At 68.2% G+C, this 13,318-nt stretch carries 17 protein-coding genes and 1 pseudogene; 7 read left to right on the top strand and 11 right to left on the bottom strand.

What is annotated here, in order from left to right; translation table 11 throughout:
* Positions 1-147 precede the first annotated feature (147 nt).
* The 4 genes from FB471_RS22055 (at position 148) to FB471_RS22040 (ending at position 2,008) form a co-directional block, all read left to right on the top strand.
* The gene (locus FB471_RS22055; protein WP_142000302.1) at positions 148-855 is read left to right on the top strand and encodes a hypothetical protein; all 708 of its coding nucleotides are present in this window, start codon (positions 148-150) and stop codon (positions 853-855) included.
* 26 nt (positions 856-881) lie between these two features.
* Positions 882-1,268, top strand: a complete 387-nt coding sequence (locus tag FB471_RS22050) for a hypothetical protein (protein ID WP_142000301.1) — start codon at positions 882-884, stop codon at positions 1,266-1,268.
* 103 nt (positions 1,269-1,371) lie between these two features.
* Positions 1,372-1,578 carry a hypothetical protein gene (locus FB471_RS22045; protein WP_142000300.1) on the top strand — a complete coding sequence of 69 codons (207 nt, stop codon included), beginning with the start codon at positions 1,372-1,374 and terminating at the stop codon, positions 1,576-1,578.
* A complete protein-coding gene (locus tag FB471_RS22040; RefSeq protein WP_142000299.1) occupies positions 1,565-2,008 on the top strand; it encodes a hypothetical protein in 444 nt (147 codons plus the stop codon). The genes FB471_RS22045 and FB471_RS22040 overlap by 14 nt, the downstream gene beginning before the upstream one ends.
* A gap of 347 nt (positions 2,009-2,355) precedes the next feature.
* Here FB471_RS22040 and FB471_RS22035 read toward each other — a convergent pair whose 3' ends face one another.
* The gene (locus tag FB471_RS22035) at positions 2,356-2,634 is read right to left on the bottom strand and encodes a hypothetical protein (RefSeq protein ID WP_142000298.1); all 279 of its coding nucleotides are present in this window, start codon (positions 2,632-2,634) and stop codon (positions 2,356-2,358) included.
* Between the two features lie 411 nt (positions 2,635-3,045).
* Here FB471_RS22035 and FB471_RS22030 point away from each other — a divergent pair, with 411 nt between their 5' ends.
* Positions 3,046-4,212, top strand: coding sequence for a helix-turn-helix domain-containing protein (locus FB471_RS22030; RefSeq protein WP_142000297.1), 1,167 nt, complete (start codon positions 3,046-3,048; stop codon positions 4,210-4,212).
* A gap of 83 nt (positions 4,213-4,295) precedes the next feature.
* Here the strand turns inward: FB471_RS22030 and FB471_RS22025 are convergent.
* Positions 4,296-4,454, bottom strand: a pseudogene (locus FB471_RS22025) (aldo/keto reductase); the annotation flags it as partial.
* Positions 4,455-4,476: 22 nt separating this feature from the next.
* Positions 4,477-4,887: a MerR family transcriptional regulator gene (locus FB471_RS22020; protein WP_142000296.1), complete on the bottom strand. Its 411-nt coding sequence runs from the start codon at positions 4,885-4,887 to the stop codon at positions 4,477-4,479.
* Between the two features lie 95 nt (positions 4,888-4,982).
* Here FB471_RS22020 and FB471_RS22015 point away from each other — a divergent pair, with 95 nt between their 5' ends.
* Complete coding sequence (locus FB471_RS22015) at positions 4,983-5,579, top strand: TetR/AcrR family transcriptional regulator (protein WP_142000295.1); 597 nt, start codon at positions 4,983-4,985, stop codon at positions 5,577-5,579.
* A 70-nt stretch (positions 5,580-5,649) separates the two neighbouring features.
* On the opposite strand, the gene upp is transcribed toward FB471_RS22015, so the two are convergent.
* Genes upp through FB471_RS22000 form a run of 3 tightly spaced genes read right to left on the bottom strand, consistent with a single transcriptional unit; the run spans position 5,650 to position 7,891 of the window.
* On the bottom strand, positions 5,650-6,273 hold the full coding sequence (upp, locus tag FB471_RS22010; RefSeq protein ID WP_142000294.1) for a uracil phosphoribosyltransferase: 624 nt from the start codon (positions 6,271-6,273) through the stop codon (positions 5,650-5,652).
* A 29-nt stretch (positions 6,274-6,302) separates the two neighbouring features.
* Entirely contained in the window at positions 6,303-6,926 is a 624-nt protein-coding gene (locus FB471_RS22005) for an alpha/beta hydrolase (protein WP_142000293.1), read from the bottom strand.
* Entirely contained in the window at positions 6,923-7,891 is a 969-nt protein-coding gene (locus FB471_RS22000) for a ring-cleaving dioxygenase (RefSeq protein WP_142000292.1), read from the bottom strand. Before FB471_RS22000 ends, FB471_RS22005 begins: the two co-directional genes overlap by 4 nt.
* A 123-nt stretch (positions 7,892-8,014) precedes the next feature.
* Between FB471_RS22000 and FB471_RS21995 the strand changes: the two genes are divergently transcribed.
* Complete coding sequence (locus FB471_RS21995) at positions 8,015-8,446, top strand: MarR family winged helix-turn-helix transcriptional regulator (protein WP_142002285.1); 432 nt, start codon at positions 8,015-8,017, stop codon at positions 8,444-8,446.
* Between the two features lies 1 nt (position 8,447).
* Here FB471_RS21995 and FB471_RS21990 read toward each other — a convergent pair whose 3' ends face one another.
* The 5 genes from FB471_RS21990 to paaC form a co-directional block, all read right to left on the bottom strand.
* On the bottom strand, positions 8,448-9,644 hold the full coding sequence (locus FB471_RS21990) for a thrombospondin type 3 repeat-containing protein (RefSeq protein WP_142000291.1): 1,197 nt from the start codon (positions 9,642-9,644) through the stop codon (positions 8,448-8,450).
* Positions 9,645-9,747: 103 nt separating this feature from the next.
* Positions 9,748-10,758, bottom strand: a complete 1,011-nt coding sequence (locus FB471_RS21985) for a DUF418 domain-containing protein (RefSeq protein WP_142000290.1) — start codon at positions 10,756-10,758, stop codon at positions 9,748-9,750.
* Positions 10,759-10,855: 97 nt separating this feature from the next.
* Positions 10,856-11,938 (bottom strand): 1,2-phenylacetyl-CoA epoxidase subunit PaaE, encoded by a 1,083-nt coding sequence (gene paaE / locus FB471_RS21980; RefSeq protein WP_142000289.1) that lies wholly within the window; start codon positions 11,936-11,938, stop codon positions 10,856-10,858.
* Complete coding sequence (gene paaD, locus FB471_RS21975; protein WP_142000288.1) at positions 11,938-12,438, bottom strand: 1,2-phenylacetyl-CoA epoxidase subunit PaaD; 501 nt, start codon at positions 12,436-12,438, stop codon at positions 11,938-11,940. The genes paaE and paaD overlap by 1 nt, the downstream gene beginning before the upstream one ends.
* Positions 12,432-13,313, bottom strand: a complete 882-nt coding sequence (gene paaC, locus FB471_RS21970; protein WP_142000287.1) for a 1,2-phenylacetyl-CoA epoxidase subunit PaaC — start codon at positions 13,311-13,313, stop codon at positions 12,432-12,434. Before paaC ends, paaD begins: the two co-directional genes overlap by 7 nt.
* Between the last annotated feature and the right edge of the window lie 5 nt (positions 13,314-13,318).

Below are 13,318 nucleotides of genomic sequence, written 5' to 3'. Positions count from 1 at the left end.
GGACACGCAGGACTGAAGCAGTCACGACCGGGAGGACCGGTCCCTCCGAAGCTATCGGGGAAAGCCCTTCAGGGGACCACTGGTCCAGGTGCCTGGGATGGTGTCGGTCCCCTCCCGCGAAGCTCAGCGCCCGGTTACGGTATCCGCATGTTGAGCGTGCGTGAGCGTGTGGAGCAGCTAGTTGGTGGGGACGAGGGCACGTGGCGGGAGGCGGTGGAGACCGCCGCCTCGGCGATGACCCACTGGTCGAACGTCGTGGGCACGCGGCCGGGGCAGGAGACCGAGCTGACCGGGCGGGTGCTGTTGCACTACGTGGTCAGCCTTGCCGAGGGCACGCCCCCGCGCGAGGTCACAGAGCGAGAGATCCTCACCTGGTTGGCGGCCTATCGCACGGTCCCGCCGCCACCGCGCTCGCCCGCACCGAGCCTGGACGAGGACTGGTCGTGGGACGCCGAGCGAGACCGGGCGCAGGCACAGCTGGAGCGGTGCAGGCGGGAGTGGACGGCGATGACGGCCACGCTCGCCGACGTGCTACGCCGGGCTGGCCACACGCTGCCCGACCCGCAGAGCTACGAGCCGGTACCAGATCCCGCGATGCGCCTGTGGTGGTCACTCAACCATGATCCCGGCCCCAGCATGATCGAGCCGGAGGACACTGGCGACCCCGCGCTGCCCTACGCCCTGGACACGGCTATCCGGGCTATGGATGCCGCCGTGGTCGGCTGGCCCCTACTCGGGCTCATCGAGGAGTTCCGCGAGGACGACCCCGAGGTGCAACAGCGCCTGGCCGTCGCGGACCCGGTGGCCCGGCAGGTACTGGAAGTGCGGACTTCTCGGTGGGTAGCTGCACCGTAGCCGGTCGAGGGCTACCCTTCCCAGCTATGGACGTGATGAGCGACCCGGACAGCCCGTACAACACTGCGGTGATAATCCACGGCCCCGTGACGGTCGACGCCGTGGCGGGCGACCCGGCCGCCGGGCTCCGCACGATCACCTGCCCCGTCTGCGGCGGCGGCGACCCGATCGCGATCACGCAGTCGGCCCACTTGGTGTGCGAGACCGCATCGTGCCGGCACCGGTGGTGCGACCCCGGTATTGGCCCAGCCGAGGCCGGTACCCTGCACCGTCAGGTGCGGGAGACCGACATCGACCGCCACCTTCGCGGCGACTTCACACCCCTAACCCGCGATCTGGTGATCACCCCGCCCGCGCCACGAACACCGATGACCGGCGCATGGGAACCCCGAGAGCTTCCCATGGGGCTCTAGGGTGTTCCCCCTGGTCAGAAGCTCCTAGAGCCCTCTGTCTCATCGGAGCTAACTGTTGATGCCGACAGGTCGAGCGGGGTGGCCGGTGCTCTACGGTGTGAGCATGATAGTCGACCCCGAGCGGCACGAAACTGCGGAAATCGATGCGACCGTCCGCCAACTCCGCGCACGTGCCAACCAACTGCGGGCCGAGGCCGATCTGCTCGCGCACGCGGCGGCACTGCTCGCCTACAAGGCGAGCAGTGGTGAGCCGCCCGAGCCCCGTTACGTGCAGGCCAGTGACCTCGACACCACCGATGGATGGGGGTAGCTACATGTTCCGCCGGAAACCGGCCGAGTCCCTTATGCGCGCGAGGGTCGAGGTCTATCCGCAGGTAGACATCGCCGCGATGGCCATCGTGACGACGCCGCTTTGGCCCGCCGAACCCACACTCGACCACGCATACGAGACCTTCGAGCACCACGCCCGGCACGCCGCGTTCCTCGCGACCAGCGGCACCGTCGAGGCACTCACCGAGCTCGTCCGTGCTGTGAGAGACCTAATCGGGACGATGAGTCGGCTCCGGACGGAGAGCCGACCGGGATACGGCAACTCCGTGGGCGCGGCGGATCAGACCCCGCTCGACGACGCCCTGGGCGTCGTACACCAGGCACGTAAGCGCTACGTCCAGGCCGCCCGCACCGATCTCGGCCTACCGGACGGCTGGACACCAATCGATCCCCCGGACACCGAGGTGTAACCGCTCACCGTGACTTCCTTCCGTTTCCGTTAGATTGCCCTCGACCGTGTTCAGACGGTCTGACAGTTCCGGCCGTTCCGTAGGCCGTTTGATGTTGGTTCACGCGAATGCCGCAGCCAGATCTACCGCCGGTCCGCTTCCGTACGGCTATCTCGGTGATGCGGACCGTCACGGCCGTCCCCCTTCTGGCCGTTCAGTAGCCGGTCCGAGACCGCTGATTTCCGATTCAGGAACCGGCGAACGCCACGGTTGCCAACTACACATACACCCAGCAGGGCATCGGCTAGTACGCCACTGAGTACACTGTGCCCTTGTCTGCCGGATAGCGAATGCTTCCTCGCTGGTAATCATTCCGTCCCACTTCCCGCTTCGTAGTCATCGGTCGGCCAACACGACGACACGGCAGTGAGTAGCCGATTGCACATACCAGCGAAACCGACAGCGGCGGCAACGAGATTCCACGCGAATTCCTTGCCCAACTGCGCGTCATACCGCCGTGCTCCGGCGAACAACACAAACTCGTCGGTGCCGTCACCGATCACGACTGCCGGTAGATGACCTCGATACAGCACCGACCGCACATAGAACCGCTCGGTGATCTCCACCGTCATCGGGTCGTCGCTCATGCCCTGCCGTTTCCGTAGCCGTCCGGGTGGACACGGACTCCGGCCGACACGCGATGCGGGCACGCACCGGCCGGAGTCCGCTGCCGTAGGGCGGACAGAGGCACCGACACCGGGCACTGCGAGCTACCCGGAGCGCGCCCCTGCGTACCTCTGTCCGCTGGCGGGCGCGGCACCGACCGGGGGAGAAGCCGACACCAGACACCCACCATCGCGGGCTACAACCGTTGGCACAGCGCCCCACACTCCGTAGGCGCTTCCGAGGGAGTGATCACCACCCGGCCGCATCCGCCTACTTAACGTTAGGGATGCTGCTACCAGCGGGTTTGCACAGATCTTGCACAAGCGGTTAGCGCATGGTCACAGCATTTGGGACCATAGTGGTAGGTAACTGCCACGGAGAGGGTGACGCCGATGACCAGCGCAGATACGCCGGGGCCAGGTAAGAATGTCGCCATCCTCCGCAAGGCACGCGACATGAGCCAGGCCAAGCTAGCCCGCGAAGCGGGAGTGTCCGTCTCCCTACTGAGCAAGATCGAAGTGGGCGACCGTGCGCTTAACCAGGGCGTAGCCGCTGCTTTAGCCCGAGCAATGGGCGTAGGGCTCAATGAACTGCTCGGGCAGACACGCATTCAAGAAGACAATGACGAGCTCCTTAAACAACTGCGGTCAACAATACGACGGTTCGACCTTCCGGGAGAACCGCCTAATAATCCGGAAATCCTGAAAAGTGATCTAGTCGAACTAACTCGACTCCGCTCCGATGCCAAGCTACGAGAAGTTCTTGAAAAGACGCCAGGACTTCTCGCCAAGGCAACAAACTTCGCGCACGCAAACGGTTCCCCTGAAGCGTGGGCAATGGTGGCGGACATCTACAGTACGATATATTGGCTCGCCGCTCGCCATCGTTGGATGGATCTTGCCGACTTGGCTGTGTTGAAGCAACATGCTGCCGCTGAACGAGCCAATCCACTACTCAAGATCGTTGCTGCACGGGACGAAGCTGGAGCTTTCCTTAATTCAGGAGACTTCGCGGGAGGATTGGCGATAATTGAGCGTGCTGTCGTTCAGGCTGAGAAGCTAAACGGTAGAGATAGAGCACTTGGTTTGGGGTTGCTGCACCTTCGCGGCTTGACGCTCGCCGGCCGGGCGGGTGACAAGAAGGAAACCGAACGGCATATAGCCGCCGCTTGGCGGGTAGCCGAGGAGTTTTCCGAAGACGTAGACGTTCATGGGATTCATTTCGGCCCGGAGAATACAGCTATACATCAGATAGCGACGACGGTAGATTTAGAGCAACATAGAACGGCGCTCGACACAATGGAGAGCCTTACCCGCCGTCCACTGACTCTGCCAGCAACCCGGATCGGTCCCCTACATATGAACGTAGCCAGGGCCAAGCTAGCTCTTGGAAACCGTGACGACGCCCTTGAATCTCTGGTGAGCGCTTGGGAAGTTGCCCCGCAGATGTCCAAGGTCCACCCGACCAGCCGGGAACTCATGCGGGTCCTGATCTCGCTGCACAAGCGGAGCAACCCCACACTGACCAAGCTCGCCCAACGGGCAGGCGTCACAATCTAGGACCGATCATAGGGCGCTACGGTGTTTCCCCTGCTCAGGCGCCCCGTAGCGGCTACGGGCACCTGGAGTTAAACTGTTGATACCGACGTGTCCAGCAACGTCACCCCGAGTTCGACCGCGCGGCGCAGGGTGGCGATCGACTCGGTGTCGTCGCCCGCGCCGTAGGACTGGCTCATCCCCATGCAGCCGAGCCCCTGCGCGCTGACGGTCAGCTCCCCGAGTTTGCGTGTCGGCAGGCTCATGCTTCGGCTCCTTCTCCGGCGCTCACGCCGGTACCCCCCGTGTTTCCGCCTCCTGCGTGGCCACATCGGCCATCGCGCATTCGATCTGCTCGTAGTTGCTGATCTTGTAGTCGAGCACCTGCATGCAGGCCTGCAGCTCGGCGATGCGTGCGGCCACCGCGCCGCGCTGTTCGGCCAGGATCGCCTTGCGGCGGCCCGCGCTGGCGGTCCCGTGCTCGCGCAACGAGGCGTACTCCCGCATGCGCCGGATGGGCATGCCGGTGGTGCGCAACTTGGTCAGGAACTCCAGCCAGGTGAGATCGGTGTCGGAGTAGGCGCGCCTGCCCGCCGCGTCCCTGGCGGGTGGCTCCAGCAACTTGATGCGCTCGTAGTACCGGAGGGTGTCGATCGACAGTCCGCTACGTCGCGCGGCTTCCGCTATCGAGTAGCTCATGCCGGCGACAGTACGACCTGGAGTGCACTCCAGGTCAAATCCGATCCGCGGCACCTCAGCCGGTTTGGTAACAACGTTGCGATATCCTGCGGGGTATGCCCCGCCCGAAGACACACGATGAGGCCCTGCGGCTGCGGTTGCTCGACCGTGCGGGCGAGCTGCTGTCCACGGAGGGCCCCAAGGCGCTGAGCCTGCGCAAGCTGGCCGCGGAGGTGGACACCTCGACCACGGCGGTCTACTCGCTGTTCGGCAGCAAGCCGGACCTGGTGAACGCGCTGTTCGTGGAGGGGTTCCGCCGCTTCGGGGCCCGGATGTCCGCGGTCGAGCCCACCGGCGACACCGTGGTGGACATGGTCCGGCTGGGTCTGGCCTACCGGGAGAGCGCGCTGGCCGACCCGCACCTGTACTCGATCATGTTCACCACGGCCGTGCCCGGGTTCGAGCCCAACGAGGAGGCCGGCGAGCTCGCCTCCTCCACCCTCGAACCACTGCTGACCACCGTGCGCGCCGGGATCGAGGCCGGGGTGCTGCGGCAGGAGCCGCCCGAGGTCATCGCGGTGAGCTGCTGGGGACTGGTGCACGGCCTGGTGTCACTCGAGCTGAACGGCAACATCCCGGAGCAGGCCGGGCTGGGCGTCAGCAAGGCATACGAGATCGCACTGCGCGCCAACGCCGAAGGCTGGTGCCGGTAGCTCGGTGCTGGTCCGGAACGCGCGTTCTTCCACTTCCCACCACAGACCCCAGCGGTTCTCGGACGCTCCCTCAGACGGCGCCGTACTGCCGATCCCCTGCGTCACCGAGGCCGGGGACGATGAACCCGGAGTCGTTCAGCCGCTCGTCCACACTCGCGGTGACCACCCGTACCGGCAGCCCGGACCCGCGTAGCTGCTCCACGCCCTCCGGCGCGGCCAGCGTGCAGATCGCCGTGACATCGGTGGCGCCACGCTCGGTGAGCAGCCGGATCGTGTACTCCATCGACCCGCCGGTGGCCAGCATCGGGTCCAGCACGAACACCGGCTGGTCGGCGAGGCTGTCCGGCAGCGAGACCATGTACGGCGTGGGTTGCAGGGTCTCCTCGTCCCTGGCCAGGCCGACGAACCCCATCCGCGCGTCCGGGACCAGCTTCTGTGCCTCGTCCGCCATGCCCAGCCCGGCGCGCAGCACCGGCACCAGCAGCGGCGGGTTGGCCAACCGGTAGCCGTCCGTCCTCGCCACCGGGGTATGGATCCGCTCGCTGGTCACCGGCGCGTCGCGCATGGCCTCGTAGATCAGCATCATGGTGAGCTCGTGCAGGGCGGCGCGGAAGTTCGCGCTGTCCGTGCGAGCGTCACGCATGGTGGAGAGCCTGGCCTTGGCCAGCGGGTGGTCGACCACGAGCACGTCCATGACAGGACACCGTAGCAACGACTCCGCGCTCAGCCGGAGGTCAGCCACTCCTTCGCCGCGCGCACCCCCTCCGGCGTGACCTGGTGCCCGCCGGGATGCCGGTGCGTGGTCACCTCGGCCGAACGATCCCGCAGCACGCGCACCAGCTCCTCGGCCGAGGGCAACGGCGCCATCGGATCGTGCTCGCCGCCGGAGAGGAAGACCCTGCTGCCCCGCAGGTCGTGCCGCGGCGGGTCGGGCACCGGCAGCATCGCGGCGAACGCGGCCGCCTCGGTCAGCGCGTCCGGTCGCAGCAGCACGGTCGCGGCGGCGATGTTGGCACCGTTGGAGAAGCCGACCGCCACCAGCCTGCGCCCCGCCAGGCCGTACTCCGCGCGCGCGGCGAGCAGGAAGTCCGCGAGCTGCCCGGCGCGGGCGATCACGTCCTCGGTGTCGAACACGCCCTCGGCAAGCCGGCGGAACCACCGGCGCGCCGGCACGGCACCGTGCTCGGACACCGCCCCGGCCGGGGCGAGCAGCGGCGAGGCCGGGCTCAGCTCGCGGCCGAGCCCGAGCAGGTCCTCCGGGCCGCCGCCGGTGCCGTGCAGGAGCAGCAGCACCGGCGCCGCCGGATCACCCTCGACGAACCGATGTTCCAAGGACAGTCCACTCACGACCGTGACTCCGGGTTGTTCTCGCTGGGCAGGTCCAGCTTCGGCAGCGCGGCCGCGATCTGCTCGCGGTTCGGCTCCAGCCACGGCGGCAGCTTCAGCGCGCGGCCCAACTCGAGCAGCGGCTCGTCGATCGCGAAGCCCGGCTCGTCCGTGGCCACCTCCAGCAGGGTGCCCGCGGGCTCCCGGAAGTAGATCGAGCGAAAGTACTGCCGGTCCAGGACGGAGGTCACCTGCACCCCGCGGTCCACCAGTTCCTCCCGCCACGCCGCCTGGGTGTCCTCGTCCGGAGTACGCCAGGCGACGTGGTGCACGGTGCCCGCGGCGACCAGGCCGTGCGGGGCATCCGGGGTGACCAGCACATCCACCAGCGCGCCGGGGCCGCCGGCGCCGGCCTGGAAGCGGAACCGGTTGCCGTCCCGCTCGCTGAAGCTGAGGCCGAGGCCCTCGGTGAGCATGCCCGCGGTGGCGTCCTCCCTGGACACCGACAGGGTCACCGAGTGCAGCCCGCGGATCGCGTGCTCGGCGGGAACGTGCCCGTTGTCCCACGGGTCCCGCGGGTCGCCCTGCGGGTGCGCCACCAGCGCCAGCGCGAGGCCGTCCGGGTCGCGCAGGGTCAGTACGTCCTCGGCGTCCCGGTTCACCACCCGGCTGGTCTGCACACCCCGCTCCCGCAGGTGCCGCTCCCACCAGCCGATCGAGGCCTCCGGCACGGAGAACGCGGTGGTGGTGGCCTGCCCGATGCCGCGCCGGCCGCTCGGGGCGTCCCTCCACGGGAAGAAGGTCAGCAGCGTGCCGGGCCGGCCGGAGCCGTCACCGTAGTAGAGGTGATAGGTCCCAGGGTCGTCGAAGTTGACGGTGGTCTTCACCAGCCGCAGCCCGAGGGTGCGCAGGTAGAACTCGGCATTGCCCTGCGGGTCGCCGCCGATCGCGGTGACGTGGTGCAGGCCGCTGGTCTCGAAGGTCATCGCGGGCTCCTTTGCGGATACGTCCAACGCTAACCAGCAACTCTCTCGCGTGCAAGATATATTCCCGCGAGAGAGTTGGGTTAGACTGCACCCGTGCCCGATCCATGTACCGATGACGACGAGATGGTGACCTGGTGGGGCCTGGTGATCGAGGGATACCTGGCCACTCAGGAACGCCTGATGGGCGAGATCGCCGAGCGCTTCGGCCTGGCCCCGGCCTCCTTCGACATCCTGGTCCGGCTGATCCGCTCGCCGGAGTGCCGGATGCCGATGACCCGGCTGGCCGGCGAGGCCGCGCTGTCCAGCGGCGGGTTCACCAAGGTGGCCGACCGGCTGGTCGCCGCGGGCCTGATCCGCAGGGCGCCCAGTGAGCGGGACCGCCGGGTCACCTATGTCGTGCTGACCGAGCACGGCAGGGACGTGGCCGAGCGCGCACGGCACGCCTGCGCGGAGATCCTGCGCCGCCGAGTGCTCGAACCCCTCGGGCCCGCGGCGTCCGCATCGCTTGCCGAGGCGATGCGGACGCTGCGGGACGCCAACACTCCGGAGCCCTGAGCTACCGGGTGGCCGCGAGGTACTCCTCGATCGAGGGCGGCCCCTTGATGACCCAGGGCATGTAACCCTCCTGCCAGGTCATCCGGCTCTCGCCGACCACGGCGTCCACAACGGCCGTGCAGTGGTACACCCCCGTCTGGATGGCCCGGCACTCGTCGTAGATCAGGTAGCCGTTGTCGCCGAACTCGAAGTTCGCCGGGAACGCCTTGGGGCCGCGCCAGTCCATCACGATCGCGTCGTTTCCGTCTATATAGGACTTCCCGCGGAAGATCAGACCCTGGAAGGTCTGCCCGGTACCGGCGGGGAACAGCATCGGCAGGCCCTGGCTGATCAGCTTGCCCAGCGGGCCGCCCGCGAACTCGTCGAAGCCCGGCAACTCGGTAAGGCCTGCCACGAACCGGTTGGTGATCCGACCGCCGTCCTCGTTGGTGTACAGGCGCTTACCTGCCCAGCCCCAGTACATCCCGGAGTCCTCGATCGCCCGGATCCAGCCGGTCCCGCCGCAGTCGGTGAACTGCTGCGGCAGCAGCTCGACGAACGGATCGATGATGCCGCTGCCCGGGTCGGTGAACCCGCTGAGGATCCAGTTCGGCAGCTCAGCGATCTTCTCCTTGCTCGAACACATCGGCAACGAGGTCGCCAGGTTGCCCGGCCCGGGGGCGGGATCGCTGGACATCGGCGCGGGCGAGCCGCCGAACATCGGCCCGGACTGGCCGAGGAACTCGAATATCTCGATCTTCCGCTGGTCCGAGGCGTGGATCAGCGCGCGGGTCGTGCGCAGGTAGTTCTTGTCGTAGCCGGAGCAGGCCGCACCGAGCTCGGCGTCGGTACGGAACCGCGCCTGCGGGTTGTCCACCTTCCAGTCCGCCGCGAGGCGCAGCATGTCCCGAGGGCCGATGGCGTTCCCCCGCCGTACCGCGGGTGCCTGGTCGGAGTTGGGCACCAGCAGGCAGTTGTCAGCGATGTTGCGCACGCCGTCGCCGTCGAAGTCGGCGTTGTCGTACTTCCCGAGCGGCTCGCCCGGCGGGATCGACTCACCGAGAACCGGCTGCTTGCCGAACCCGTACGGACCCCACGGCCCGTACCCGTCCCAGATGCTTCCCGCCTGTGCTGGGGCGACCGCCAGCCCCATCGACACGACCGCCGAGGCGGCGACGACCAGGGCTCTCCGGCCGCCGCGCAGGGTGAACCCGCCCATCTCGTGCTCCCATCACCATTGATCGGAATGACACATCATTCCGGTGAATGTAGCGAGCTACCTACTCACGGGTCAACTAAGCCGATCGGGGGGTCCGGCGCCGTCAGCGGACGAGATCCGTCCGGCGCATCGGCACGACGTCGAGCCAGGTCGCGCAGCGCCACAGCCATTCGACCGGCCCGTACCGGTAGCGGCGCAACCACCACGCGCACACGGCGGCCTGCGCCACCACGAAGGCCGTCGTGCACCCGAAGGTCACGGCGGCGTAGTTCCAGCCGCGCACGTCGACCAGAGCGGCGAACACCATCGCCGCGGCCGCCTGGGTGAGGAAACAGGTCAGGGCCATCCGGCCGAGCGGGGCAAACACCGCGCTCAACGCCGTGACTGCGCGGGTACGCAGCAGGAGCAGCAAGGCGACCACGTAGGTCGCCGATGTGGACAGCAGCCGGATTTCCGCCAGCACGGAACCGAGCACGTTCGCCGGATCCAGCCGTAGCAGGTTGCTGATGACCGCGAGCGTCACCGAGACGAGTAGTGCCGTTCGGAGTTGCCTCCCACGCCGGGCCAGGTCGGCATGGATGCCGTAGCGGACCGTCGAGGCCCCGATGGCAAGCAGGCCGCTCCACTCGGCAAGGACCTTCAGCGGGTTTCCTGCGTGCTCCGGATCGGGCTCCACGATCGGCATCGAGGCCGCCAGCAGGGCAAGGCCCACCACCAACTGGACGTGCCGGGGCAGGTAGGACAACGGCAGCAGCACGACCAGGCCCAGCACGGCATACACCGCGAGCTGGAGGTTCCCGTCGAGTACGAGCAGCTGGACGATGCCGATCGCGAGCAACACGACCAGCCGTCGTGCCAGTACGAGCCGTGGCCGTTCCGCTCGCCCGGACGCCGACCGCAGGATCAGCGCGAAGCTCACCCCGAACAGGAAGCAGAATATGCTGAGGAAGCGCTGATATACGAGATCGTGGTACACGAAAGCGGAAAAGGCGTCAGGATCCGGGTAGCGATTCTCGCCGACGGTGAGCATGAGATTCACCAGAGGCAAGCCGGCGAGCGCGAACCCGCGCACGACGTCGATCTCCGGGATTCGCCGTCGGGTCACGTCTGTCATACCGGCAAGGCTCACGCCCTGGCAGCCCCTTCCGGAACCCGGCCAGCCCCCGGCCACCCCCGGGGAATCCCCCGCGTTGCTCAGCCCTCGCCGGAGCTCAGGCGTCGTAGTCGACCGCGACCTGCTCGCTGACAGGCAGGGACTGGCAGGTCAGCACGAAGCCCGCCGCGATCTCGGACTCCTCCAGCGCGAAGTTGCGCCGCATACGCACCTCACCGTCGACCACCATCGCCCGGCAGGTTCCGCACACCCCACCCTTGCAGGCGAACGGCAGGTCCGGGCGGACACGCTGGGCACCCTCCAGCACGGTGGTGTCCGGCGGCAGCGCGACCGTGGTGGAGCGGCCGTCCAGCACCACGGTGACCTCGCCACCGCCGCCCTCGGGCTCGACCTCCTCGCGACGCACCGGATCCGGTGGAATATCGTCCACATAGAACAGTTCTGTGTGGACCCTTTCGCGTGGGACACCTGCCTCGGCGAGCACCTCCCGCGCGCCGGTCACCATCGGATGCGGCCCGCACAACCACCAGTGCTTCACCCGCTCCGCCGGGATCAGGGCACCGAGCAGTGCGCGCAGCTTGGCCGGGTCCAGCCGCCCGGTGAACAGCTCCGCCTCGCGCGGTTCCCTGGACAGCACGTGCACCAGTTCCAGCCGGCTCGGCCAGCGGTCCTTCAGGTCGGCGAGATCGTCGGCGAACATCACCGTGTCCGCGCGCCGGTTCCCGTACAGCAGGGTGACGCGGACCTCCGGGTTGCGCAGCAGGGAGGCCGCGATGGACAGCACCGGGGTGATGCCGGAACCGGCCGCGACGAGCACGTGGTGCCCCGGCTGATCAAGGTCCGGGGTGAAGCTCCCGGCAGGCGGCTGCACCTCGATCTCGTCCCCCGGCCGCACCTCGTGCACCAGCCAGCCGGAGAACAGCCCTCCCGGTACCTCGCGCACGCCGATCCGCAACCGGTCGCCTGCCGGGGCGCAGATCGAGTAGTTGCGCCGCTCCTCCCGGCCGTCCGCGGTGCGGCGCAGGGTCAGCGACTGCCCTGGCCGGAACTCGAACTCCGCGGCCAGTTCCGGTGGCACCTCGAAGGTCACCGCCACGGCGTCCGCGCACAACCGCCGCACCTCCGCGACGGTGAGCGAGTGGAACCCGGTACGGCGGCGGGTTTTCACGGGCACGCCCATCAGATTTCCTTCACGTGCTCGAAGGGTTCCCGGCACGCGACACACCGGCGCAGTGACTTGCACGCCGTGGCGCTGAACTCCGACAGCAGCTCGGTGTCCGGCGAGTCACAGCGCGGGCAGCGCACCAGCCGCACCGGGGCTGCCAGGTTCAGCGGGACCGGCCCCCCGGCCCGCTTCGGCGCCGCTCCCGGTGGCGCGATACCGGCCTCGGCCAGCTTGCGCCTGCCCTCCGCGGTGATCCAGTCGGTTGACCACGGCGGATGCAGCACCGTGCGCACCTCGACCTCGGCATACCCGGCCCCGGTCAGCGCCCGCAGCAGGTCGTCGCGCATGGTGTCCATCGCGGGACAGCCGGTGTAGGTGGGCGTGATCGACACGATCACCTTTCCGTCCACAACGGACACTTCGCGCAGTACACCGAGGGCGGCCAGCGTGATCATCGGCAGTTCCGGGTCGGTCACCGTCTCGGCGATCGACCGGGCATCGGTGAGGGTCACCATGTCGCCTCCGGATGGGCTCGCGCCACACTCTGCAACTCGGCCAGCAGGTAGCCCATCGTCTCGGTGTGCACCCCGTCCCGGCCCGCCTTCCCGGCCACCCGGCCCAGCTCGCCGCGTTCCGGCCGCTCCAGAGTGGCCGCGGGCAACACCCGCGCCAGCACCTCGTCGAACTCGGCGCGCAGCGGCCGCGGATCGACCCCGATCCCGGCCTCGGCCAGCCGCAGCTCGACCTCGTGCGGTCCGAACAGCTCGCCGACCAGCGGCCACACCTCGTCCAGGCCGGCCTGCATACGCTGCCGGGACAGCTCGGTGCCGTCGCCCAGCCGGACCACCCACCGCGCGGCGTAGTCGCGGTGGTAGGCGACTTCCTTGACGCCCTTGCTCGCGATCGCGGCCAGCACCGGGTCACGCGACCCGGTCAGCCCACTCAGCAGGGACAGCCTCCAGGTGGCGAACACCAGCAACCGCGCCATCGAGTAGGCGAAGTCCCCGTTGCCCGGCTCGACCAGCCGCACGTTCCGGAACTCGTGCTCGGCGCGGAGGAACGCGTAATGGTCCTCCCCGCGCCCGGTTCCGTCCGCCTTCCCCGCCCTGGCCAGCAGCAACCGCGCCTGCCCGAGCAGGTCCAGCCCGATGTTCGCCAGCGCCACCTCGTCCTCGAGTTCCGGCGCCCGCGTGCACCACTCCTGCAACCGGTGCGACATGACCAGCGCGTCGTCCCCGAGCATCAGGCAGTAGGCGGCGAGATCCGATCCGTCCACCCCGCCCGGCACGGTCGTGTCCACACCGGACAGTGGATCCTCGAATCCGGTGCCGAAGGCCCAGCGGGAGTCGTTCTCCTCGGTGATCGCCTCGTAGGCGTTGTCAAAAGCCATGATCA

Origin of the sequence: Amycolatopsis cihanbeyliensis, assembly GCF_006715045.1 — a bacterium.
Classification (GTDB): domain Bacteria; phylum Actinomycetota; class Actinomycetes; order Mycobacteriales; family Pseudonocardiaceae; genus Amycolatopsis; species Amycolatopsis cihanbeyliensis.
This window is presented reverse-complemented; position numbering and strand designations above follow the sequence as displayed.